Here is a 22,787-nt window from a genome sequence, read left to right on the forward strand (position 1 = left end):
CTCCTCCACGCCGGATCAGAAGTTGCCGCGCTTGGCCTGCTCGCGTTCGATCGCCTCGAACAGCGCCTTGAAGTTGCCGATCCCGAAGCCCAGCGACCCGTGCCGCTCGATGAACTCGAAGAACACCGTCGGGCGGTCGCCGAGCGGTTTGGTGAAGATCTGCAACAGGTAGCCGTCCTCGTCCCGGTCCACCAGGATCCCGCGCGACTGCAACTCCTCGATCGGCACCCGGACCTCGCCGATGCGCGCCCGCAGCTCGGGGTCCTCGTAGTACGAGTCCGGCGTCGCGAGGAACTCGACTCCCCTGGCCTTGAGCACGTCCACCGTGCGCAGGATGTCGTTGGTCGCCAGGGCCAGGTGCTGGGCGCCCGGCCCGTCGTAGAAGTCGAGGTACTCGTCGATCTGCGAACGCTTCTTGCCCCAGGCCGGCTCGTTCAGCGGGAACTTCACCCGGTGGTTGCCGCTGGCGACCACCTTGCTCATCAGCGCCGAGTATTCGGTGGCGATGTCCGCGCCCACGAACTCCGCCATGTTCGTGAAGCCCATGACCCGGTTGTAGAAGTCCACCCACTCGTCCATCCGGCCGAGTTCGACGTTCCCGACGACGTGGTCGAGCGCCTGGAACAGCCGCTTGGGCTCCCCGTCCGGCTTGACGTAGCCGGAGGAGGCCGCGACGTACCCCGGCAGGTAGGGGCCGTGGTACCGCGAGCGGTCGACGAGCGTGTGCCGGGTCTCGCCGTAGGCGGCGATCGCGGCGATCCGCACCGTGCCGTGCTCGTCGGAGAGCTCGTGCGGCTCTTCCAGGATGGTGGCGCCCTGGGCCCGGGCGTGGCTGACGCAGCGATCGACGTCCGGCACTTCGAGCGCGATGTCGACGATGCCGTCGCCGTGGCGGCGGTGGTGGTCGAGCAGGGGGCTCGCGGGGGCCACCCCGCCCTTGATCACGAACCGGACCGCGCCCGAGCGCAGGACGTAGGCGTGGTGGTCGCGGTTGCCGGTCTCCGGGCCGGAGTACGCCACCAGCTCCATGCCGAACACGACCTGGTACAGCAGCGCGGCCTGGTTCGCGTTGCCGACCGACCAGACGACCGCGTCCCAGCCGGTGACCGGGAACGGGTCGCCCTCGGCGTCGTACTCCACCAGCCCGACGAGCTGGCGAAGCTGATCGAGATCGAGGTCGGCCAGACGCTCCTGACTGGTGAGGGTCTCGTTGATGCTCACGGCGTACCTCCTCGGACGCGTTGGTATACGCACGAAGCACACCGCAACTCGCAAACCGACTGCAAGAGCGAGCTGATCCGCTGGTCCGGCTGTCCACTCTGACGACCAGATCGGCATCTGAGCTGTACAGTCTGTCCCCCTGAGCGTCGAACTCGACGCACTCGGCACCGACCCGCTGACGGGCGCGGAAGGCGGCACGACGCCGGGCGGGCGCGCCGCACGCCCGGCGAAAGGGCGTCAGCCGTAGGACAGGGCCACTCCGTAGAGGAGGTGTTCGAGGGTGTCGTAGGACGGGGTGTCGACCACGTCGATGAGGTTCTTCTCGACGGGGACCCGGTGCTCGGTGGCGACCTTGTCGAACAGTGCGGCGTCGGCCGGGCGGAACCCGTGCTCGGCGGCGAGGCGTTGCAGTTCGGGGTCGGTGGTCAGCAGGCGCCCGACGCGGTCGCCGTTGGAGTCGAGCGGCACCAGGGTGTGCTTGGACAGCACGGTCGGCGACGGGTACATGAGCACCATGCCGGGCTTGGTGCGTCCCTGGACGGTGGCGTCCACATACTGCGCCTCATAGATCCAGACCATCGGCGCCGGGCCCATGCCGAGTGACAGGTACTCCTCGAACGGGCCCTCGGTGGTGTTGTCGGTGTAGCCCTGGCTGAGGAAGAGCCGGGACAGCAGGGGCAGCACCTTCTTCTCGGCCTCGGCGCCCTGCACGACCGCGTCGCCGTTCGCGACGTAACCCGCCACGGCCAGGTACATCGCCGCGGAGTTGGAGCTGCGCGGGTCGGTGGTGGAGACCAGGACGTTCTTCTTGACGGGGTAGGCGGTGTTGCCCTTGAGCTGGTCCCAGCGGGTGTCCTTGGCGACCAGGTCGAGGTAGCGGGCGACGTCGAAGGTCCAGACGGCGTCGTGCCCGGCCACCCCCGCCTCGGTCAGCAGGTCCGCGATCGGCTGGAAGGTCGCGATCGCCATCGGTGAGGAGAACGGCGTGTACTTGACGCTGACGCCGCGCTGCCGCTGGATCCGGTCGGCCGCCGGGGCGCTGGACGGGAACGCGAAGTCGTACCGGTCGAGATCGACGGAGGTGGCGATCTGCCGGGACCCGGCCGGCTGCACCTCGACCCGCACCCCCTGGCGGGCAAGGGCGGCCCGCACCTCCGGGTCGTCGAAGAACGCCCGCTTCTCGGAGCCGACCACGCCGCGCACCAGGGTGAGCGGGGGCGCGGCCGGAGCCGCCGCCCCGTCCCCGCCGCCGGTCACCACCACGACCACCGCGGCGACCACGACGACCCCCGCCACACCGGCGGAAAGAAATACCTTGTTCCTGGTGTGCCGTTGTTGATTTCGCGATTTACGAGAGATGTCCGAAGAGTGACTGATTTCTGAATGCTTGATGTCGTCGCTGGTATTCGACGGGTTTTCGGGAGCCGGTTCCGGTTGAACGACCGGCGGGACTTCGACCGGCGGGACTTCGACCGGCGCGACTTCGACCGGCGCCGCCGCGGAGGCTTTCTCCTTCGCCGCCGTTTCCAGTTCCAGCCGGGCCAGACGCTCGACCAGGACGGGGACGAAATCCCGGACGGGATGGCCCTCGAACCGGTGCCGGGCCGCCCCGATCACGCTCGTGACCTGCTCGGCGGAGTGGGAGTCGGCGAAGACCTCGGTGAGGCGATGGGTCACCCGGCCGATCGCCTGTTCTTCGCGGACGGTGTCGCCACTCAACGGTTTTCTCCTCGGCGTGACATCAGTCAGACAGGGCGGGCCGGTCATTCCCGCCCGCGCCGCGCTGATCTTACCGGGATTTCGGGCGATTCGATCACTTAATGCGGAATGCCCATATATTGAACTCGTTCACCCGGAGCCATTGTTCACAGGGCGCGCTCCTGCAGCAGGAACAGGCTGTAAGCGGCCACGGAGGTCGAGTCGGCGACCACGCCCTCGCGGACCATCCGCTCGAAGTCCCGCCTGGAGACCCACTCCTGGCGCATGTCCTGCTCGGTGTGCTCGCGGGCGACCTCGCCCACGGTGAGGCCGGTCGCCAGGTAGACGTGGCAGCCGTTGGTGACCAGGCCGTGCGCGGCGTCGAGCCGGCCGAGCGGGCGCAGCCCGGCCGCGCGCAGGCCGGTCTCCTCGGCCAGTTCCCTGCGGGCCTCGTCCTCCCGGGTGGCGGCCTCCGCGTGCCCCTGCGGGAAGCTCCACGAGCGGCGGCCGATCGGGTAGCGGTACTCCTCCACCAGGTGGAAGCCGCCGTCCTCCTCCGGGATGACCAGGACGAAGTCCGGTTTCACCACGTATCCGTACAGGCCGGGAGAGCCGTCCGGCAACTCGATGCGGTCCTCCCGCACGGTCATCCAGGCGTTGGCGTAGACGACGTCTGAGGAAATCTGCCGGACTTCCGGCCGCATGCTCGTCATGGCCCCTGATCGTACGGCGATCGACGGGGCCGAACTGTTGACATCGGGCCACCATGTACTGCTAAATCTGTCCAGACAGGTATGTACTACCCAAAAGGTCGCCATGATTGTCAAACACCGACAGATCGCGAGTGAGCTGGCGGAACGCATCCGCCGCGGCGAGATCGGCAACCGTGACCGGCTTCCCGGTGAACTGGAGCTGGCGGAGGAGTTCTCGGTGAGCCGCGGAACCGTACGGCAGGCGCTCGCCACGCTCCAGCAGAACGGGCTGATCGAGACCTCGACCGGCACGTGACCAGCCTGCCGCACCCCGAGCACTTCCGGCTGCACCGCACGTTCGGCCGCACCCGATGAGCCCGGCCCGCGACCGCGCCCCGGGCGCCCTCCTCGGCCGCGCGGCGACCGGGCGGCGCGCGCCGGTGCCCGCCGTCCCAGCGGCGAAGGTCGCGGGGAGCGCCCGTGACTGAGACGGGACGGGTGATCTCGCTCGGCAGCATCCTCGTGGACGTCGCGGTCGAGGTGCCCCGGCTGCCCGAGCGCGGCGCGGACGTGCTCGCCACCGCCACCCGCACCCAGGTGGGCGGCGGCTTCAACCTCGCCGCCGCGGCGGCCCGGCACGGCGCCCGCTGTGTCTACGGGTCGCCGCACGGGACCGGCCTGCACGGCGACCTCGTCCGGGCCGCGCTGGCGGAGGAGGGCATCGAGGCGGCCGGCGGGCGCAGGGACGGCGGCGACACCGGGTTCTGCCTGATCATGGTCGAGCCGGACGGGGAACGCACGTTCGTCACGATGCCCGGCGTGGAGGCGTGCCTCACGCCCGGCGACCTGGCGACCTTACGGCCCGGTCCGGCCGACTTCGTCGCGGTGTCCGGTTACGACCTCGCCTACCCGGTGAGCGGGCCGGTCCTGGCGGCGTGGCTCACCGGGCTGCCGCCGTACGCGCGGGTCGCGCTGGACCCCGGCCCGCTGGTCGCGGAGATCCCGGCCGACCGGCTCCGGGCGGCCCTGGGCAGGCTGTCCGTGCTCACCCTCAACCAGCGCGAGGCCCGCCTGCTGGCCACCCCGGCCCGGCCGGACGAGACGGACGGGGCGACCGAAACCGGCGGTACCAGCGGGACCGGCAGGGCAGACGGGGCGGGCGCCGGGGTGGACCGGCTGAGCGGTGCCGCGCTGGTCGAGGCGGTGCGGCGGCACCCGGCGCTGGCCGCGGACGCGGTCGTCGTCGTGCGCGAGGGGGCGCTGGGCTGCCACGCCGGCGGCGGCCCGCTGGGGGACCGGATCATCGCCGTCCCGGCGCCCCGGGTGAAGGCCGTGGACACGACGGGAGCCGGTGACGCCCACACCGGGGTCCTGCTCGCCGAACTCGTCTCCGGCACCGCCCTGGACGAGGCGCTCGTGGCGGCCAACAGGGCGGCGGCCGTCGCGGTGACCCTCCCCGGCTCCGCCACCGCCCCCCGCCGCCCGCCCAGCCCCTGACCGGGTCCTCCTCCGCGCCCCCGCCGCCCGTCCCTCCCCTGACCGGGTCCTCCTCCGCGGGCCGCGACGCGGACGCGGGCCGCGGAGGAGGACGCGCGGCCCGCGTCCGCGTCGCCGAGCCCGGTCAGAGGTCGAGGTCGCCGCGGCCGAACCGGTCCTGGAGGAAGCGGCCCTGGTCGCGGAGCGCCTGTTCGTCACCGCGGTGGACCGCTTCGGCGATCTCGCGCAGTCTGCCGTCGAGCAGGTCGAGCTGGGCGAGCAGTTCCTCGTGCGCGCTGCGCCTGCCCTCGACGCGGCGGGTGAGCGCGTAGGTCCTGGGCAGGTTGGCGTAGGACTCCAGGCCGGCGGGCAGGTAGTCGCGGATCGTCTGCGACACGACGTGCAGGTGGTCGGGTGAGGAGGTGAGCACCTCCGCGCGGTCGAGGATGCCGCCGAGCACCTCGGCCAGGCCGGTCAGCCGGTCGAGCACGTCCGCCGGGAAGCGGCCGGACTCGACGGTCCCGCGCACCAGGGCGTCGAGGTCGGCCCGCAGCCGCCGGGTCTCCACCTCGCCGTGCGAGATCGTCAGCCGCACCCGGTCCGGCGGCGCCAGCAGCGCGCCCACCCCGTACAGCCCGGCCACCACCACCGGCCACAGGTCGCCGGCGAGGCCCAGGAAGTACCCGACCAGGCCGAGCAGCGCCAGCACGCAGCCGGTGATGTTCCTGGTCGAGCCGAGATAGGCCAGGGCCCTACTGGTAGCCACGGATCTCCTTGAAAGCCGCGGCGAGCGAGCCGGTGCGGGCGTCGAAGGTGGCGCCGCCGGTGAGCGCGGCCAGCTTGGTCATCTCGGCCACGTCGCTCTCGCCGAACAGCACGACGAACGTGCGCACCCGCCGCTGTTCCGCGGGCAGCGCCCGGTAGAACGCCTCGAAGGCGGCGTAGTCGGCGCCCTCGGTGTTCTCGCCGTCGGTCATGAGCACGACGGAGGTGTAGGAGCCGGGAGCGGCGGCGAGCTGCTCCCCCGCCCGCTCGTACGCCACGCGCAGGCCGTCGTAGATGGCGGTGCCGCCGCCCTCGCGCAGGCCCTCGGCGAAGCCCCTGATCTGCCGGAGCACCGGCTCGGGCGCCTTCTCCGGCAGGGTGAACTCCTCCGGCGCCGCCGGAGCCGAGTTGAACGGGATCATCGTCACCTTCTCCCTGTTCCGGAAGCGGGAGAAGGTGCCGGAGGCGGACGTGTCGGCGCCGGTCAGGGCGACGAGGGCCTGACGCAGGCCGTCGATGCGCGCGCCGGCCATCGAGCCGGAGGTGTCCAGCACGAACAGCGCCTGCGAGGGGACGCTCACCTGGTTGAGATAGGCGTCGATCAGGCCGTCGGCGGCGGCGCGCCGGTTGGGGAACGGCAGCTCCAGGAGCTGGGCGGTGCCGAACCTCGCGTCGGGCCGCACCGAGGGCACGATCGGCCGCCGGAACGTCGTCGTCATGATCTCCTGCTGGACCGGCGTGGAGCGCAGCCACGCCGCCGCCTTGTCGTACAACGCCTTCTTCTCCGGCGCGGCCGAGGCCAGCAGGGTGAGCGGGTAGTCGGCGGTGACCACGCCGTCGGTGGGATAGATCAGCGTCAGCGGCTCGGGCAGCCGGGCGCCGAGGCCGAGCAGCACCGACTCGTAGTTCACCAGGCCGTCCACGCCGCCCTGCCGTACGTAGGCGTCGGCGAGCCAGCCGGAGGACCCGGCGGTGAGCCGCTGCGCGGAGAAGAACTCCTTCAGCCGCGGGGTGACCGAGGTGATCCGCGCGGCGTCCAGCGCCCCGTCCGCGTCGGACAGCGCGGCGGTCACCCCGACCAGTGCGGAGAAACCCGAGTTGGAGGAGGCGGGATTGGTCATGCCGAAGGTGAACCGGCCCTCGCGGGCCGCGTCCGCGATGTCCGACCACGTCACCGGCCTGCCGTCCCAGCCCAGCTCGCGGGCCTTGGCGGCGGTGAGGCCGAGCACCACCGGCGAGGCCATCACCTTGGTCTGGGTGGACAGCCGGGCGTTCGCGCCGTCGATCAGCGACAGGTACCGGTTGGAGGAGAACCAGATCGCGTCGTACGAGCCGTCCGCGCCGCCGCTCGCCACCCGCTCGGCGCCGTCCAGGGTGCCGGCGTAGCTCAGCGCCAGCCGTACGCCCGCCTGGTCGGCGGCCCTGGCCAGCAGCGGTTCCAGGTCCTTGACCTCGCTGCCGGCGAGCACCCGCAGCACGTCGGGGCCGTCCTCGATCTCCCCCGGCGTGTCCGCCGAGGCGCAGGCGGTGAGCGTCAGGGCCGCCGTGAGGAGCACGGCCGCGAGCCGCCTCACGGGGCGACCTCGCCCGCCGGGCGCCTGGCCCGTTCCAGGTGGGTCCTGGCGTGGTCGAGCTCGACGGTGAGGTTGTCCACGGTGGCCGCCATGCTCTCCACGGCCTTGGCCTTGAAGGCGTCGATCATGTCCATGGTGGCGTAGACGTTGTCGAACGCCCGGCGCAGCGTGTCCATGTCGATGGTGGCCGAGGCGGCCTGGGTGTGGATCTCGGCCGCCTGGGTGCGCAGCATCTCGCTGGTCGCCAGGATCAGGTCGGAGGTGGTCGCGTTGAGCGCGCCGATCTGGTCCAGGACCAGCTTCTGGTGGGCCAGCGCCTGGGCGACGGTCACCGCGGTGCGCAGCGCCGAGATCGTCGTGGTGGTGGCGCGGTCCACGCCCTTGCTGAGCTCCAGGTTGTTCCTGCGTACCAGGTCGAGGGCGAGGTAGCCCTGCGCGGAGACGGCGAGCTGGGTGAGCAGGTCCTGGTGCTTCTGGCGGACGCCGAAGAGGGCGTCCGCGCGCAGCCCCTTGGCCTGCTCGGGCTGGGTGGCGTCGATGCGCAGGATGTGCGCCTCAAGCTCGGCGTCGATGGCCGCGGCGAGCACGGCGTACTCCTGGAGCCGCTGCATCGTCTCCCACAGGTGGGCCTTCTCGCCCTCGATGGCGGCGTTGTCCTTCAGCAGCTCGTCCTGCCCGGACTTCAGGGCGCGGATGATGTCGTCGATGTGCCGCTGCGCGGAGTGATATTTCGCGAAATAGTCCCTTAAACGGTCGCCAAAGGGGATAAGTCCCAACAGCTTCTTGGGCCCGCTCACCGCCTGCTTCGGATCGAGGTCCACGATCGTACGGCGGAGCGCCACGAGCTGCCCCGCCACCTGCGCCTGGGCGTCCGAGCCCTCCCCCTTGACCGCGGTCAGGGCCGCGACCGGGCGCTTGAGCATCCGGTTGGCCACCTGGGAGGCGGCGCGGATCTCGGTGTCGCCCATCGAGGAGATGTCGTGCACCTTGCGGCCGAACTCCGGCGCCCGCGGGTCCAGCCCGGCCAGCTCGGCCGCGAAGCCCCTGGCCTTCTCCGCCAGTTCCTCGGCCCGCCCGTCCGGCAGCGGCAGCATGGTCGCCGCCTTCTCGGCCGGCACCGCCGCCACCGGCTCGGGCGGGGTGAGCACCAGATCGTTGTCTGCCACGGCTCTCCTTCGGGGGGTGGCGCGGGGGGTCAGGACGCGGGGACGGCGTTGCTCGCGTAGAGCCGCTCGATCCCGGCGATCAGCTCTTCCAGCCGGTCGAACGTCGGCGGCTCGACGACGTCCACCAGGTCGGCCGCGACCGGCGCCCCGTGCTGTGCGGCCAGGTCCGCGAACGCCTTCGGGTCGCCGGTGCGGAAGCCGTGCCTGGCCGCCAGCGCGGTCAGCTCGGGATCACCGGTGAGCAGCTCGCCGACCTTGACCGCGTCGGCGTCGAACGGCACCAGCGTGTGCTTGCTCAGCACGGTCGGGGCCGGGTAGAGCAGCCGCATGTCCGGCCGGATGGACCCGTCCCCGGCGAAGATCCGGGCCGCGTACTGCGCCTCGTAGATCATCACCATCGGCGTCTTGCCGGCGCCGAGCGCCAGGTAGTCCTCGAACGGCGCCTCGCTGCTCGACTCCGAGTACCCCTGGTCCAGGAAGGTCGGCGCGACCGCCCTGGCCACGGCGTCGATCTGGCCCGGCGCGTTCACCACGTCCTCGCCGTTGGCGACGTAGCTGGTGAGGGCGAGGTACATCGACGCGGAGTTGGAGGTGCGGATGTCGGTGGTGGTCAGGAGCACCCGCTTGCGCGCCGGGTACGCGGTGTTGCCGGGAAGCCGGTCCCACCGGGCGCCGCCGGCCACGAGCTCCAGGTACTTCTTGACGTCGAACACCTGGCCTTTGACGACTCCCGCCCGGGTGAGGATGCCCACGATGGGCTCGAAGGTCGCCACGGCCATCGGGGAGTAGAACGGGGAGAAGGTCCGCGCGGCCTTGCGGTCGGCCTTGATCTTCTCGGCGGCGGGCGCGCTGCTGGGGAAGGCGAAGCCGTACCTGCCGAGGTCCACCTCGGTGGCGATCTGCCGCGACCCCGCGGTGTCCACCTCCACCCGCAGCCCGTGCTCGGCGAACGCGGCCCGCACCCGCGGATCGTCGAAGAACGGCTTCTTCTCCGACCCGATGACCCCCCTGACCACCTTCAGCTCCGGCTCGCCGCCCCCGTTGTCCCAGACGACGGCCACCACGACCACGGCCCCGAGCACCAGCGCAAGGACGACGCCGACCCACCTCTTCATCGCAACCGCCTCGTCAGACGAGAACCCCCGCTGCCCCGAATTATGGGAGACCCCGAAAAACGGCGAGTGACCTCAAAGCGGCCCAGAAGAAATTTCAGCGCCTATTCACTGACCTGTAACTCAGCCGGAAGCCCCCACCGGCCACCCCGGTGGGGGCGCTCCCCCGGCTCGGTCAGAAGTCGAACTCGCCGCGCTTCGCCCCGTCCAGGAACGCGTCCCACTCACCGGGGGTGAAGACGTGCACGGGGCCTTGCCCCTTGTCCTTGGTGTCCCGCAGAGCCACCCGCCCGCCGGACAGCGGAGCGACCTCCACGCAGTTGCCGCCGTTGCTGCTGGTCTTGGTAGCGGTCCGCCAAGCCGCGGTGGCCAGCTCAGACGCCATCTCATCCTTGAGGCTCATACTTCACCTTCATCTCTCGTATGACCTGCTCCGACACGTGCTGTGGGTGCGCCCACGCACGGACCGCGTCAAATCGCAGTGTAATCGCGTGGACCTCGTCCTCGCGATCGGTTACCTGGCCATTGATGGGGTTGTCCAGGTAAGCGGCATCTCGCGCACCGGCTACCTGAGCGAGGGCGAACGCTCCCGACAGACCTGCGGTCGCGCCCACCGCCACCGGCACGACCTGTACGGTCACGCAGGGGCGGGCCATCATTTCCACGAGGTGTTCCAACTGCCGGTGCATCACCGCGACCCCGCCGACGGGCCGATACAGCACGCCCTCGTCTATAAGCACCGACACCACCGGCGGCGACGGCTGGTCGAAGACGTTCTGCCGCTGGATGCGGGCTTTCAGGAGTTCTTCCACGCGCTCCCGGCTGACCGCCGGTTCGGCGCTCAGAACGGCGCGGGCGTAGTCGTGGGTTTGCAGCAGCCCCGGAACGAGCAGCGGCTCCCATATCCGGATGGTGCGCGCCTCGGCCTCGATCTTGGTCCAGGGGCGAAACCATCTCGGCGCGTTCTTCGGAGCACACTCACCCCAAAGAGGCTGTAGCGTACGCGCCCCAAGCGCGGCTTCGCACCGCGCGACGAAATCCTGCGTGGGAGTGCGTTCACCCCGCTCGACAAAACCCACCATCGCGGGCGAGAACTGGATTTTCGCGGCCAGATGCTCCTGGCTTATCCCCTGCTCATGACGCAGGCGTCGAATCTCGGCCCCCAGCAGTTTCTCCGGGGTTGACACCGAATTCCCCATGCCCCCTCCAGGCCGCTACAAGAGTAGTGATTACTACAGCCAACACCGGCACCCATGTGTCGTGAAGCTGTAGTGCCATTGCCATGTAAAACCTAGCGGGCGGGAGGCAACCTTGGAATACCCCAAGGGGATACAACGAGCACCACAACTCCTTTGAGCACCCCGACGACACGACCGATACGGAACCGGGCAAACATGGCGCATCGCACACAGATGGGAAGTTTCAAAATGCGCGTTATCCCATTCCAGGCAACCCTGCTGGGCGAAATCCACCTGCCGTATTCCGCGGACTCTCCCGGGCTCGCCCGTGCGCGGTTCACCTCCTGGGTCGGCGAAACCCATCCGGCCGCCTTCACCGTGCAGTTGGTCGTGTCCGAACTGGTGACGAATTCGGTACGGCACTCCGACCCGGGAGCGCGTCCCTCCATCGGCGCCCGGCTGTTCGCGTACGGCGAGTACTTCCGCCTGGAAGTCACGGACTCCGGATCCGCCTATTCAGCGCCGCACATCGCCCTGCCCCCGGGTGTCTTCGAGAACTCCACGGACGAGTCGGGCCGCGGCCTCGCCCTGGTCGACAGGGTGTCCGCCGCGTGGGGCGTCCGCACCACGCGGAACCCTCGCGGCTGCCTGGTGTGGAGCCACATAGCCGTGACCGGCGAGTAGGTCTCCCGGAGGCATCGGCACACCCGGGCAGCCGCGTCGGGAGGTCATTCTTCAGGTAGGAAATGCACCCTGATGTCGGCGTTGTAGGGCAGGACGAGGGTGCCGGAGGAAGCCGTCCACTTCTCGGGCACCAGGAAGAGCCGGCCGCCGGCTTCGGTCAGCAGGCGCATGCCGCGGTAGCGGTACTTGAACTTCTCCCCCTTCGCGGTGGGCAGGAGTTGCATCCTGTCGGGTGCCGCCAGGGTCTTCAGCCGCTCGGTGGTGTCGATCACCGCTTCGGGATATTCGTGCAGGTGACGCGAGATGGTGATGCCCACACCCCGGCCGAACGCGGACGCGAAACTGTTGGTGGCCCAGACCGCGCCCGACATGACGAGGCCCACGGTGGTGAGGACGGCCAGCACGGTCACCCAGCGCGGCCGGCTCCACGTCCGCATCACGACGTACCCGCCGTAGGCGATCAGCAGCGCGCCCACGCTGAGGGAGAGCGGAGTGACCCCGGCGGTCTCGTCCCGCGCCACCTGGGGCACCACCACTCCGACCACCGAGCGGATCACCAGCCCCAGTCCCACCACCATCATGACGATCCCGGCGCCCCGCACCCGCCTCGGCCATTTTCCAGTGGCGATCAGTCTCAGGTGCACGGCGTGGATGCCGACGAAGGCGAGGACCAGCAGCAGCAGCGTGGCGAGGGGCACCCACATGGTCTCCGTGCCGTAGAGGATCAACTCCTGCACCGTGAGGTCCATGGCCTCCAGCGCGATCCCGAAATACCGGAACTTGGCATAGGTCGCCACGTAGCCGTAGTAGATCATGAGCCCGGTGACGAGCGTGGTGGGCGCCAGGACCTGGGCCACCTGCATCAGGCGTTCCCACGGAGGCGGGCCCTCCTGGGGTTCGGGCGCGGGACTTCTCTCCGGCGGCCGGCGCCGGACGTACCGGGGATCGCCGCCGATGGTGATCCGCCGCCTCCGGCTCACGACTCCGCCGGCGGCGGCGAATCGGCCGGGAACTCCTCGACCGGGTCCTCGGTCTCCTCTGGGGTCTCGTCCGTGGTCTCCTCCGAGGTCTCGGACTCTTCGGACGGGGACGAGGTCAGCCCCTGTTCGGCACGGAGCTCGTCGCAGGACCGCTCGAACTCGCCTCCCCCGCGGGGACGCGGCTCGGCGAGGCACGCCCGCAGTTCGAGCGTATGCCTGCTTCGGAAGGTGATCGGGCGTTCCACCGGGGAGTTCGCCCGATCTCTGGCCTCCGCGCAGATCGGGCCGCCCTCCTCACCCGCGGCACAGTCACCTTCCACCGTTATGGCGACCGCCCCGTAGTAGTCACCCACCGCGTCCGGGCGCAGTTCGACCCACAGCTCGCAGAAAACCAGTTGGTCTCCGGAGCGCGGCAGTTCCGCGCCCTGGCAGGGTCCGGCACCTTGCGCGGCCGCTCCTGCCTGGCTCAACCCGTTACAGGCCCGGCCGGCTTTCGACCCGACGAAGAAGACCTTCGGCGAAGAACGCCGCGCGCTCGTCTCCACCCGGGTGACACGCAGAGTCCCGGGATGCCCCTCGTTGTTCACGGCGCGGCATTGGACGCGCTCTTCGTCCCGGAACTCGCCGAACACCTCGGGGTAGAAACCGCTCAGCAGCGGACTGGACACTTCGATCGACTTTTCCTGTCCGCCTCCGTCCGGCGGCCCGGGGTCCGGGTTCTGGCCTCCGCCGCCGTTCCCGTTGTGCTCCTGCTCGCCCTCGCCGCCCGATTCCGGAAGCGATTCCCCGCCCTGGCCGTCCGAGGTGGCACCGGAACCCTGGTCAGACCCGTCGGGTACGGTACCCGCGCCGGAACCGCATCCGGCGAGGAGAAATGCGGCAAGCATCAAACAGACGATTTTCACCGAAGGGCGTCGTGACATGATCCGCTCCCGGAAACGACGACGTGGCCTCCATTTGACGCCCGCCGGCCCTCCCCAGAGCACCCGGCTTCGACACGGATACATAACCATCCGCATTCGGCGACGACTTGGAAAGCGCCTGGCCGCCGATCGTGACCCGGCCTGGAGATCGTGGAGTCTGGTCGGCTGGGCGGGACCGCTCGTTCCGCCGTGTCCGCCTGTACGGCGGTGCCGCGCTAAGATCGCGTCCCGTGCTTTCGGATAGTTTCTGGCGGATTATCAGAATTGGATTAGTGGGTCTGGTTCTTGCGGCGGCGGTCGCGGGCCTGGTGCTCGGTGACGCCTGGCTCTGGATGGCCGTCGAATGGTCGCCGCCGGCGTATGCGGATTTCCACACGCGCGGCGGATTGGACACCTGGGAGACTGTGGCGCTGCTCGTGGCCGCCCTGGTGAAGGCCGCGTTCCTGTGGCTGATCCTGCGTGCCCCCGCGCCGGGACCGCTGGACCGCCGGGAGAAGGCGCTGCGCCGGCTGCTGTATCTGGCGGTGGCGTACTCCCTCGTGCTGTGGTACCCGATCGCGCTGCTCCCCGACGCGGTCGACGCGGCATTCCAGCTCGCGCTGTGGACCGCGATCGACGTCCTCTTCCTGCTCGTCATCCGCTGGCGGTCCCGCCTGCTGCGCGCGACGGCCGGAGCGATGTTCGCGGTCGAGCTGGCCGGGATGGCCGACGAACTGCTCGACGAACTCGACCTCCCCGAGCTCGGCACGGGCGGCATCGTCGAACTGGGCTTCCTGCTGGGCGTAGTGACGGCGAACGTCGTCACGATCGCCGGGCAGCGGCGCGACGGCCGGTGGAGCCGTGGCACGCAGGCCACCGGGTGGTTGTCGGTGGGCGTCTACGCGCTGGTGATCCCGCTCAACTTTCTCCTCGTGAGGATCTCCGGCGGCAATCTGGCGATCACGGTCATGATGGACGCGGTGGCGCTCCTCAGCACCGTGTGGCTCGCGGCGACCGCCCGTGAACTGCCCGCCGAGGGCCGCCCGGCGGACCTCCCGCCCGCGCGGCGGCGCGTGACCCGCGTCGCGGTGGCGGCCGTGACCGCACTGCCGATCATCGCACTGATCCACCCGGAGCACAGCCCGCGCCTCACCTACACCGGCTGGTCGATGGACTGCCACGACCGGCCCAGCTTCGGCGACCTGAAACCCGCGGAACGCGACGCCGCGTTCCTGTGCCGGGCGCGGAGCATGGAGGGCGGAGTCCCGCCCATGTTCCCGGACAGCCTGTCGGACCAGGCGATCCTCGCGTACGGGCGGGCGCTGTGCCGTACGAAGGACCGCGCCGGGCAGGAGGCGGTTCTGACCCGGGCCGGGAGCGCGCGGCCCGCCTGGGGCGCGGACCCGTGGGACCTCGTCTACGTGTGCCCGGAGATCATCGGCGCGACCCATCCCGAACTGCTGCGGTCGACCGAGGAGACGGAGGCGGCGAACGCCGCCTACCTCGCCGAGAAGAACGCGACGTGCCGCGACCCGTGGCCCCGGACGAAGGGTGTCGTCCAGGCCACGGCCAGATACTTCCTGTTCGTCGACGGCGATCCCGGCTATCTGGTCCACGACCCCGAAGACGAAGCGGCCCACGAGGCGGCGGACCGGGCGATGGACAAGGTCTACGACGACAGCACCCTCATCGGGGTGGCCGGCAGCGCGGTGCTCGTCGGGCACGTCGAAGACATCGTCGATCTGTGCCTTACGGTCAAGGCCCTCCGCACCGCGCCGCCACGGCGGACGGCCGGGTGGGATCAGGTCAACGAGGTGCCGATCGTCAGCCGCAGCGGCCGGCTCACCGTGCCGGAGATGGGCGACGGCGGAGATGTGGGCGCGGGTGCCCCGATGCCGAACCTGGCGATCACGGGGAAGGGCCGCTACCGGCTCCGTGTCTACGTCCGGGTCGACGACACAGGAGAGGAGCAGCACCTGGTCGTCGTGTTCCCGGGCGCGTCGGGGAAGCGGCTCAAGCTGAAGCCGTGAAGGGTCGCGCGCCCGGTATGACATCCGTCATGCCGGGAGGCGTGGCACGCGGCACTACATCGGAACGGCGCCGCCGACCAGGCTGGACGGCATGGAAACCGCGATGAGACTCACGGACGTGCGGAAACGATACGGCGGGGTAGCCGCCCTGGACGGCGTCGACCTGGAGATCCGCCCCGGGGAGACGGTGGCCGTGCTCGGCCCCAACGGGGCGGGCAAGACGACGCTGCTGTCGGTCGCCCTCGGCCTGGTGGACCCCGACGCGGGGACGGCGAGCCTGCTCGGCGGGTCGCCGGCCGCGACCGTCGGGACCGGCCGGGTGGGCGCGCTGTTGCAGGACGGCGGGCTGATCGACGACGTGCGGGTGGACGAGCTGGTCACCGCCGTGGCGGGGATGTACCCGGCGCCGGTGCCGGTCCACGAGGTGCTCACCGCGGCGGGGCTGACGGAGTTCGCGACCCGGCGGGTGCACGGGCTGTCCGGCGGCCAGCGGCAGCGGGTCAGGTTCGGCCTCGCGCTGGCCGGTGACCCCCGGCTGCTCGTCCTGGACGAACCGACCGTCGGTCTCGACGTGGAGAGCCGCCGCGCCCTGTGGCGGCGGGTGCGCGAACGCGCGGCGCTGGGACATACGGTGATCTTCTCGACGCACTACCTGGCCGAGGCCGCCGACAACGCCCACCGGATCGTCCTGCTGGCCCGGGGGAAGGTCATCGCGGACGGCGACGTCGCGCGGATCACCTCCATGGTCGGCGACGGCGAGGTGCGGTTCCGGCTGGACGGGGCGGACCGCCAGGCGCTGAACCGGCTGCCCGGCGTGCACGCCGTACAGGTGGACGGGACGGCGGTCACCCTGACGACGGGCGACCCGGACGCCACGCTGCGCGCGCTGTTCGCCGCGTACGACGGCGTCCGGGGGGTGCGGACGGCCGGCGCCGACCTGGAGACCGCGTTCGTGCGGCTCACGGGAGGGGAGCTGTGATGGGCTCGCTGCTGCGGCTGGAGATCGCCAGAACGTTCCGCAACCCGGTGAGCATGGTCTTCCTGATCGGCTTCCCGCTCGCCCTCTACCTGCTGTGGACGAAGGTCCTCCCGGTGTCCGCCGGCACCGGGATCACGGACTTCGCCGCCTACTCCATGGTGTCGATGGCCACCTACGGCTCCCTGGGCGGCGCGCTGTTCATCGGCGGCGCCATCGCCCTGGAACGCACCGGCGGGTGGCTGCGCCAGCTCGCCGTGACGCCGCTGCCCGGCCACGGCTACGTCGTCGCCAAGCTGGTCGCCGGCATGCTGGGCGTGCTGCCGAGCATCGTCGCCGTACTCGCCGCGGGCGCGGCGCTGGGCGGGGTACGGCTGGCCGGGACGACGTGGGTGGTCCTGGTGCCGCTGATCTGGCTGGGCGTGCTGCCGTTCGCCGCGCTGGGCGTCGCCCTCGGCTACTCGCTGGCGGGGCAGTCCGCCAACATGGCGATGATCGTGGTCTACTTCGGGCTGTCGGTCCTCGGCGGCCTGTGGGTGCCGGTCGAGGCGCTGCCGGACGGGTTGCGGGCCGTGGCCGAGTACAGTCCGGCGTACCAGGCGGGGTCGCTGGGCTGGCGGGCGCTGGACGGGCTCGCGCCGACCGGTACGGCGGTCGCCGTGCTGGCCGGCTGGACACTGTTGTTCTGCGCGCTGGCGGTGTGGCGCTACCGGCGAGCCCTGTGACGATCGGGTGGGAGGACGGATGTGGCCACAGGAGTCGATGATCCATCGCGGCAGGCGGTTGCTGCGGGTGGCGTCGCTCCTGTGGCTGCTGCTGCTCTGCTGGCCGCTGGCCGTGTTCCTCGGCGAAGGGCCCGGCCCCGCCGAGATCGCCTGGGCGCTCGCCGCCTCCGCCGGGCTCGCCTGCTGCTGGCTCCGGATCAACTGGCGGGCGCTGAGCGTGCTGGGGATGCCCCTGCTGCCGTGGGAACTGGCCGGGCTGTGCGCCGCCGTGCTCGCGCTGTTCCCGGTGCTCGGCCACCGCTGGGCCTACTGCTCGTTCCTGTTCGTCGTGTCCGCGCTCGCCATGCTGCCCGGGTGGGTCTTTCACGCCGGGGTGGCGGCGACGGCGGCCGTGGAGGTGTCCGCGCTGCTCGTCTTCGGCGTCCCGGTCGCGGACTTCTGGTGGGTGCCGGTGCTGGTCGTGGTCCAGGCGACGGTGGTGCGGGCGCTGCTCGGCATGGGGAGGCTCGTCCACGAGCTCGCCGCGGCGCGGGCCGAGGTCGCCCGGCTGGCGGTGGACAACGAACGGCTGCGCTTCGCCCGTGACCTGCACGACATCCTCGGCCACACGCTGACCTCGATCACGATCAGGAGCCAGTTGGCCGCCCGGCTGGCCCGGCGCGACGCCGAACGGGCCGCCGCCGAGATGACCGTCGTCGAGCACACGGCCCGCCGGGCGCTCGACGAGGTACGGGACGCGGTCGCCGGCTACCGCGCCCTGTCCCTGCCGGACGAGCTGGACAACGCCCGGCACGCCCTCGGCGGCGCCGGGATCAGCTGCGAGGTGGCACCGCCGGGTGATCCCGTCCCGGTCCTCGCCGAGTCGCTGCTCGCCTGGGCCGTACGGGAGGGCACCACCAACGTGCTGCGGCACAGCGGGGCCGGCCGCTGCGCCATCTCGGTCCGCGTCGATCCCGCGCAGGCCAGCGTGGAGGTCCGGGACGACGGCCCCCGCACGAGCCGCCCGGCGGACGCGGCCGGCGGCCCGGAGCCGGGCCGGCGGGGCAACGGGCTGACCGGCCTGGCCGAGCGGGTGGCGGTGGCCGGGGGCACACTGGACGCGGGACCGCTGCCCGGCGGTGGCTACCGGCTGCTCGCCCGGATACCGCTGGAGGCGCGATGATCCGGCTGCTCGAGCGGATACCGCTGGGGGGCGCAGTGATCCGGATGCGCGCCCGAGTACCGCTGGAGGCGCTGATCCGGATGCGCGCCCGGGTACCGCTGGAGGCGCGGTGATCCGGGTGCTCATCGCGGACGACCAGGACCTCGTGCGCGGCGGCCTGGCCGCGCTGCTCGGCCTGGAGGACGACATCGAGGTGGTGGCCGAGGTGGGCCGGGGCGACGAGGTGCCGCCCGCCGTGGCCGCCCACCGCCCCGACGTCGTGCTGCTCGACATCGAGATGCCCGGCCTGTCCGGACTGGAGGTCGCCGAACGGCTGACCGGCTGCCATGTGATCATCGTCACCACCTTCGGGCGACCCGGTTACCTGGGCAGGGCGCTGCGCGCGGGCGTCGCGGGCTTCGTCGTGAAGGACGCGCCCGCCGCCGAGCTGGCCGGCGCCGTACGGCGGGTGATGAACGGCGAGCGGGTGTTCGACCCCAGGCTCGCGGCCACCGCCCTGACCGTGGGCCCGAGCCCGCTGACCGCCCGCGAGGGCGACGTGCTGCGGGCCGCCGCGGACGGCGCGACGGTGGCCGACATCGCCCGCCGGCTGTTCCTGACCGAGGGGACGGTCCGCAACTACCTGTCGTCGGCGATCGGCAAGACGGGCGCCCGCAACCGCGCCGAGGCCACACGCGTCGCCGAGGCCCGCGGCTGGCTCTGACCAGCGGGCCTTCTCCTCGGCCGCGTCGTCAGCCCCGTCGTCGGCCGGGGCGTCGGCCACGGCACCGGCCGCGTCCGCCGCCGGGTGTGCCGCCGTCGTGCCGGGACAGGGAGTGCGGCTCTGAGTAGATTTGACCGGTGCGACGTGTGTCCGTGGTGGGGAACTCAGGCTCCGGCAAGTCAATCCTGGCCGCCGGGCTGGCCGGCCGGCTCGGCGTGCCCTGGCTCGAACTCGACTCGATCTTCCACATGCCCGGCTGGCGGCCCCGGCCGCGCCAGGAGTTCCGTGCCGAGGTCGAGCGGTTCACGGCCGGCGACGCGTGGGTGGTGGACGGCAACTACTCCGCGGTCCGCGACCTGGTCTGGTCACGCGCCGACACCGTGGTGTGGATCGACCTGCCGAGACACACGGTGATGCGCCAGCTCCTGTCCAGGACCCTGCGGCGGATGGCCACCGGCGCCGAACTCTGGAACGGCAACAAGGAGTCGTTCCGCTTCCTGCTCGACAAGGACGAGTCGATCATCCACTACGCCTGGACCAAGCACGCCGCCTACCGCGACCGCTACCGCCAGGCGTCCACCGACCCGGCCAACGCCCACCTGACCTTCGTCCGGATCGCCTTCCGCACCGACGCCACCCGCCTCATCGACGGAGGCTGAACCGGTCCGCTGAAACGCGTCCGCCCTGACCTCGGCCCCCTGTCCAGCCGTAGAATTCGCCACTGCCCAGGAGGCCGTGTTCCCTGCTTCCGCGGGCCCATCCAAGCGCTCACGGTCGTGAATGACGGTCGCCGGTCGGTCACGAGCCATCCCTTCCGGCCGTACACCACGTCATCCAGGCCCTGGCGGCCGGGAGGCGCCGGCTCGTTGACCGTGGTCCAGGCGACGCCATCGGTACTGGTTCAGATCCCGGCAACGCCGGTCCGTCGCGCAAGGCACGGTGGATCAGGCGGCGGCCGAGCCCTTGGCGCTGCCATTCCTGGTCGATGGAGATCTTGTTGATGCTGCCGCAGCGGCAGAGCAACCTCTGGGCCCGGCACCGGATCTACTACAGGAACATCCTCGGCAACTTCGTGAAGCACTTCGAGGGCCTGGTGCCGCCGGGGCACCACCAGGCCGTGGTGAAGTCGGGCGCGATCAAGCGGCACCGCACGGTCTCCTACGACGACGCCTGGAACGCCGACCCGTCCTGCGGCGGCGGCACCTGCGTCTACGCTCGTGAGGGCCGTTTCCGCAGCTAGAAGCTCGGCGGCCGCTTCTCGCGCAGCGCCCGCCCTCCTGCACGTCAGGCCCGGAGAACCCGAGGAACGGGAGCGGTTCTAGGGCGCGGACCTTCGTGCTGGGCGGCTCATACCTGCTGGGCGCGCTGGTGGCGGCCGCCGCGCACGGTCAGATGAGCGGTCCCTGGCTGGCGTTCGCCGCCGTCATGACCGCCGGGTCCGTCACCGGTGCGCTGTTGGGTGGCCTGATCGTCGGCGTGATCCCCGACCTGATCCTCATCCCTGCCCTCGCCGCCATCCAGCTGATCTCAGCGGTCAAGCTGGCTCGCCACACGGCACCAAGTTGATCACCCACGGGCCTACCGCTAATTCCTGCACTCAGCCAGTCCCCAAGGCCAGAACCGGTCCGCGAGGGACAGGCGACCGCGCGGTTTCGCAGGTGTCTGGTGAGGAAACTGCCCAGCTTCGTGATGATGTACCCCGAGTTTGGTGGCGGCCGTGGTGTGCCCCTGGTCTTTGGAGACCAAGGTCCCCATCTAAGCCGGGGCGGTTCGCTGAGCCAGGACTCCGGGGCCTTCATGGGCCGATCATCGCGGTGTCGAGGTGTTTGCGGATGGCGGTTCTGGCCCGCTCATAGGCGTTCGCGTCGTCGTGCAGCAAGGAGGTGACGTTGGCGGCCTCCAGGAAAGCGATCAGCTCGAAAGCGAGCTGATCGGCGTCCGTGTCGTCGGCGATCTCGCCGAGCTGGCGGGCGTCGTCGATGGCGCGCGCCACGAAGCGGGCCCATTCGAGGCCGGCCTCGGCGATGGCATCCCGCACACGGCCCGGCCGGGCATCGAACTCCGCGGCGACGGCGAAGAAGAAGCAGCCGCCCGGAAAGACCCGCCGCTGCGAGTAGCCCAACCAGTTCTCGCACAGTCGGCGCACCCGCCCCAGGCCCGGCGGCACGGTCAATGCGGGCTGGACGACCTCGTCGACGTACACGCCCATCGCGGTGCGGATCGTGGCGAGCTGAAGCTCTTCCTTGGAACCGAAGTAGCCGAACAGGCCGCTCTTGCTCACGCCGAGATCGGCGGCCAGTCGACCGATCGACAGCCCTTCCAGCCCGTCCTGAGAAGCGATGTCCGCCGCCCGGCGCAGGATCACGTTGCGTGCTCGCTCGTCCCGCGGCCTTCCCGGCATCTTCGACCTCCTTTGTACGCACGTTCGGTTCAGAATAGCCGCTTGACCTGGGGTGTGATACGACCCTAATCTCAGCACGAACGTTCGTACAAAGAAGGGTTGGCGATGACTGTTCCCACCGCTGTCGATGTCCAGGACCTGGATCGGCGCGCCTTGGACATTGCCGGAGAGGTGATCGCCCAGGTCACTATCGCGGACCTCGATCGGCCCACACCGTGCGCGGCGTGGAACCTGGGCGAACTGTTGTGGCACATGGTCGGCGAAAACCGCAGCTTCGCCGCCGCCGTGGGCACGCGGGCGCAGTGGTCCATCGAGGATGGCGGCGACCTCGGAATCGACCCGCTCCGTGCCTGTCACGACTCCGCCGCCGCGGTCACGGCGGCGTTCGCCCGCTCCCCGTCGTGGCAGGCGTCATGCTGAGAACGCGCTGGACGCCTGGGCAGGCGGCCGCCGTCGCCGGCCCGGTACTGGTCAGCGTCACAGACTTCCGGGTCAGTCGGCTACACGATCTGCCCGGTGTCTACCAGGCCGGGCTCAGCCTGCGCCGTGACTGGCTCCGTCTGCCCGGAGCGGTCGGCATGTGGCTGTGGACGGAGCCGCTACGGGGCAGATGCGGCTCGGTGGCGATCTGGCAGAACGAACAAGCCCTGCGCGATTTCGTCGCCTGGCCGGACCACGTCACCATCATGCGGCGCTACCGAGGGCGGGGACGGATCAGGTCCATCACCTGGACAGCCATTCAACCCGACCGCGGCATCTGGGCACAGGCCCGCTCCTACCTGTCCGGCGACGGTACTCCGGCACCATGACCGGCGCCGCGAAACGAGAAGGGCATACACAACGCGAACCGGTGACCGAGCCCGGCCGGCATGAGGTGCTGCGCGTCCTGGCCGACCGGGTCCGCCGCGGCAGCCGCCCGGGTGAGCGCCGAGACGGCCACCGGGTGGCCCTGGCCATCGAAGGCGGCGGCATGCGCGGCACGATCTCCGCGGGCATGGCCCTCGCCCTGTACGAAAGCGGAATGACACACGCCTTCGACGCGGTCTACGGAGCGTCGGCAGGCCGCGCGGCGCCGCCAGGGACTCGAACCCCGGACCCGCTGATTAAGAGTGGGCTGCATCAGGTGTCGGCAACTGCTGAAGGGTGCCGCGCATTAGCGTTTCAGGCCGGTCTGGATACGAACAACCGATTCTCCATGCCGGGTAGGGCCACGCTCGACCACCCTGTCGCGGGACATACGAGCCCGGACCGAGCCCGCAACACCACCGTCGCCAAACCGTAGGAGGTTGATCCCGGTGCAGCGAGCGCTTATCCGGATCGGCGATCGCCTGGTCGGTCCCGG

At 70.8% G+C, this 22,787-nt stretch carries 26 protein-coding genes and 1 pseudogene; 14 read left to right on the top strand and 13 right to left on the bottom strand.

Annotated elements, in window-relative coordinates; genetic code table 11:
• Positions 1 to 15: 15 nt before the first annotated feature.
• From hppD to QSK26_RS05425, 4 genes and pseudogenes are all read right to left on the bottom strand, one after another.
• Positions 16 to 1,221: a 4-hydroxyphenylpyruvate dioxygenase gene (gene hppD, locus QSK26_RS05410; RefSeq protein ID WP_502888667.1), complete on the bottom strand. Its 1,206-nt coding sequence runs from the start codon at positions 1,219 to 1,221 to the stop codon at positions 16 to 18.
• Positions 1,222 to 1,458: 237 nt separating this feature from the next.
• Positions 1,459 to 2,517, bottom strand: a complete 1,059-nt coding sequence (locus QSK26_RS05415) for a type 2 periplasmic-binding domain-containing protein (protein WP_285773849.1) — start codon at positions 2,515 to 2,517, stop codon at positions 1,459 to 1,461.
• Positions 2,518 to 2,808: 291 nt separating this feature from the next.
• Positions 2,809 to 2,988, bottom strand: a pseudogene (locus tag QSK26_RS42080) (three-helix bundle dimerization domain-containing protein); the annotation flags it as partial.
• A gap of 98 nt (positions 2,989 to 3,086) precedes the next feature.
• A complete protein-coding gene (locus QSK26_RS05425) occupies positions 3,087 to 3,632 on the bottom strand; it encodes an NUDIX domain-containing protein (protein WP_285773851.1) in 546 nt (181 codons plus the stop codon).
• Positions 3,633 to 3,735: 103 nt separating this feature from the next.
• Between QSK26_RS05425 and QSK26_RS05430 the strand changes: the two genes are divergently transcribed.
• A complete protein-coding gene (locus tag QSK26_RS05430) occupies positions 3,736 to 3,927 on the top strand; it encodes a GntR family transcriptional regulator (RefSeq protein ID WP_285773852.1) in 192 nt (63 codons plus the stop codon).
• Between the two features lie 164 nt (positions 3,928 to 4,091).
• Entirely contained in the window at positions 4,092 to 5,108 is a 1,017-nt protein-coding gene (locus tag QSK26_RS05435) for a PfkB family carbohydrate kinase (protein ID WP_285773853.1), read from the top strand.
• Between the two features lie 124 nt (positions 5,109 to 5,232).
• Here QSK26_RS05435 and QSK26_RS05440 read toward each other — a convergent pair whose 3' ends face one another.
• The 6 genes from QSK26_RS05440 to QSK26_RS05465 form a co-directional block, all read right to left on the bottom strand.
• Positions 5,233 to 5,853 (bottom strand): hypothetical protein, encoded by a 621-nt coding sequence (locus tag QSK26_RS05440; protein ID WP_285773854.1) that lies wholly within the window; start codon positions 5,851 to 5,853, stop codon positions 5,233 to 5,235.
• Positions 5,840 to 7,426, bottom strand: coding sequence for a vWA domain-containing protein (locus QSK26_RS05445; protein ID WP_285773855.1), 1,587 nt, complete (start codon positions 7,424 to 7,426; stop codon positions 5,840 to 5,842). The genes QSK26_RS05440 and QSK26_RS05445 overlap by 14 nt, the downstream gene beginning before the upstream one ends.
• Entirely contained in the window at positions 7,423 to 8,592 is a 1,170-nt protein-coding gene (locus QSK26_RS05450; protein ID WP_285773856.1) for a toxic anion resistance protein, read from the bottom strand. Before QSK26_RS05450 ends, QSK26_RS05445 begins: the two co-directional genes overlap by 4 nt.
• 29 nt (positions 8,593 to 8,621) lie before the next feature.
• Positions 8,622 to 9,707: a hypothetical protein gene (locus QSK26_RS05455; RefSeq protein ID WP_285773857.1), complete on the bottom strand. Its 1,086-nt coding sequence runs from the start codon at positions 9,705 to 9,707 to the stop codon at positions 8,622 to 8,624.
• Between the two features lie 172 nt (positions 9,708 to 9,879).
• Positions 9,880 to 10,107: a DUF397 domain-containing protein gene (locus tag QSK26_RS05460; protein WP_285773858.1), complete on the bottom strand. Its 228-nt coding sequence runs from the start codon at positions 10,105 to 10,107 to the stop codon at positions 9,880 to 9,882.
• On the bottom strand, positions 10,091 to 10,903 hold the full coding sequence (locus QSK26_RS05465; RefSeq protein ID WP_285773859.1) for a helix-turn-helix domain-containing protein: 813 nt from the start codon (positions 10,901 to 10,903) through the stop codon (positions 10,091 to 10,093). Before QSK26_RS05465 ends, QSK26_RS05460 begins: the two co-directional genes overlap by 17 nt.
• A 228-nt stretch (positions 10,904 to 11,131) precedes the next feature.
• Between QSK26_RS05465 and QSK26_RS05470 the strand changes: the two genes are divergently transcribed.
• A complete protein-coding gene (locus QSK26_RS05470) occupies positions 11,132 to 11,566 on the top strand; it encodes an ATP-binding protein (protein WP_285773860.1) in 435 nt (144 codons plus the stop codon).
• A gap of 44 nt (positions 11,567 to 11,610) precedes the next feature.
• On the opposite strand, the gene QSK26_RS05475 is transcribed toward QSK26_RS05470, so the two are convergent.
• A complete protein-coding gene (locus tag QSK26_RS05475) occupies positions 11,611 to 12,429 on the bottom strand; it encodes a hypothetical protein (RefSeq protein WP_285773861.1) in 819 nt (272 codons plus the stop codon).
• A gap of 113 nt (positions 12,430 to 12,542) precedes the next feature.
• Positions 12,543 to 13,469, bottom strand: a complete 927-nt coding sequence (locus QSK26_RS05480; RefSeq protein ID WP_285773862.1) for a hypothetical protein — start codon at positions 13,467 to 13,469, stop codon at positions 12,543 to 12,545.
• Positions 13,470 to 13,741: 272 nt separating this feature from the next.
• Here QSK26_RS05480 and QSK26_RS05485 point away from each other — a divergent pair, with 272 nt between their 5' ends.
• The 8 genes from QSK26_RS05485 (at position 13,742) to QSK26_RS05520 (ending at position 20,610) form a co-directional block, all read left to right on the top strand.
• Positions 13,742 to 15,478, top strand: coding sequence for a hypothetical protein (locus QSK26_RS05485; protein WP_285773863.1), 1,737 nt, complete (start codon positions 13,742 to 13,744; stop codon positions 15,476 to 15,478).
• 118 nt (positions 15,479 to 15,596) lie between these two features.
• Positions 15,597 to 16,457 carry an ABC transporter ATP-binding protein gene (locus QSK26_RS05490; protein WP_285773864.1) on the top strand — a complete coding sequence of 287 codons (861 nt, stop codon included), beginning with the start codon at positions 15,597 to 15,599 and terminating at the stop codon, positions 16,455 to 16,457.
• Positions 16,457 to 17,179, top strand: a complete 723-nt coding sequence (locus QSK26_RS05495; protein ID WP_285773865.1) for an ABC transporter permease — start codon at positions 16,457 to 16,459, stop codon at positions 17,177 to 17,179. Before QSK26_RS05490 ends, QSK26_RS05495 begins: the two co-directional genes overlap by 1 nt.
• 19 nt (positions 17,180 to 17,198) lie before the next feature.
• Positions 17,199 to 18,341, top strand: a complete 1,143-nt coding sequence (locus QSK26_RS05500; protein WP_285773866.1) for a sensor histidine kinase — start codon at positions 17,199 to 17,201, stop codon at positions 18,339 to 18,341.
• 109 nt (positions 18,342 to 18,450) lie between these two features.
• Positions 18,451 to 19,044: a response regulator transcription factor gene (locus tag QSK26_RS05505; RefSeq protein WP_285773867.1), complete on the top strand. Its 594-nt coding sequence runs from the start codon at positions 18,451 to 18,453 to the stop codon at positions 19,042 to 19,044.
• Positions 19,045 to 19,181: 137 nt separating this feature from the next.
• Positions 19,182 to 19,703, top strand: a complete 522-nt coding sequence (locus tag QSK26_RS05510; RefSeq protein WP_285773868.1) for a P-loop NTPase family protein — start codon at positions 19,182 to 19,184, stop codon at positions 19,701 to 19,703.
• Between the two features lie 326 nt (positions 19,704 to 20,029).
• Positions 20,030 to 20,284, top strand: coding sequence for a hypothetical protein (locus QSK26_RS05515; RefSeq protein WP_285773869.1), 255 nt, complete (start codon positions 20,030 to 20,032; stop codon positions 20,282 to 20,284).
• 95 nt (positions 20,285 to 20,379) lie between these two features.
• Entirely contained in the window at positions 20,380 to 20,610 is a 231-nt protein-coding gene (locus QSK26_RS05520) for a hypothetical protein (protein ID WP_285773870.1), read from the top strand.
• Between the two features lie 229 nt (positions 20,611 to 20,839).
• Here QSK26_RS05520 and QSK26_RS05525 read toward each other — a convergent pair whose 3' ends face one another.
• The gene (locus QSK26_RS05525) at positions 20,840 to 21,445 is read right to left on the bottom strand and encodes a TetR/AcrR family transcriptional regulator (RefSeq protein WP_285773871.1); all 606 of its coding nucleotides are present in this window, start codon (positions 21,443 to 21,445) and stop codon (positions 20,840 to 20,842) included.
• Positions 21,446 to 21,550: 105 nt separating this feature from the next.
• Here QSK26_RS05525 and QSK26_RS05530 point away from each other — a divergent pair, with 105 nt between their 5' ends.
• From QSK26_RS05530 to QSK26_RS05540, 3 genes are read left to right on the top strand one after another with little or no spacing between them, the layout of a single operon-like run.
• The gene (locus tag QSK26_RS05530) at positions 21,551 to 21,865 is read left to right on the top strand and encodes a maleylpyruvate isomerase N-terminal domain-containing protein (RefSeq protein WP_285773872.1); all 315 of its coding nucleotides are present in this window, start codon (positions 21,551 to 21,553) and stop codon (positions 21,863 to 21,865) included.
• The gene (locus QSK26_RS05535) at positions 21,859 to 22,254 is read left to right on the top strand and encodes a hypothetical protein (protein ID WP_285773873.1); all 396 of its coding nucleotides are present in this window, start codon (positions 21,859 to 21,861) and stop codon (positions 22,252 to 22,254) included. The genes QSK26_RS05530 and QSK26_RS05535 overlap by 7 nt, the downstream gene beginning before the upstream one ends.
• Positions 22,251 to 22,727: a hypothetical protein gene (locus tag QSK26_RS05540; protein WP_285773874.1), complete on the top strand. Its 477-nt coding sequence runs from the start codon at positions 22,251 to 22,253 to the stop codon at positions 22,725 to 22,727. Before QSK26_RS05535 ends, QSK26_RS05540 begins: the two co-directional genes overlap by 4 nt.
• Positions 22,728 to 22,787 lie beyond the last annotated feature (60 nt).

Source organism: Microtetraspora sp. NBRC 13810 (assembly GCF_030268685.1).
GTDB lineage: Bacteria > Actinomycetota > Actinomycetes > Streptosporangiales > Streptosporangiaceae > BSRQ01.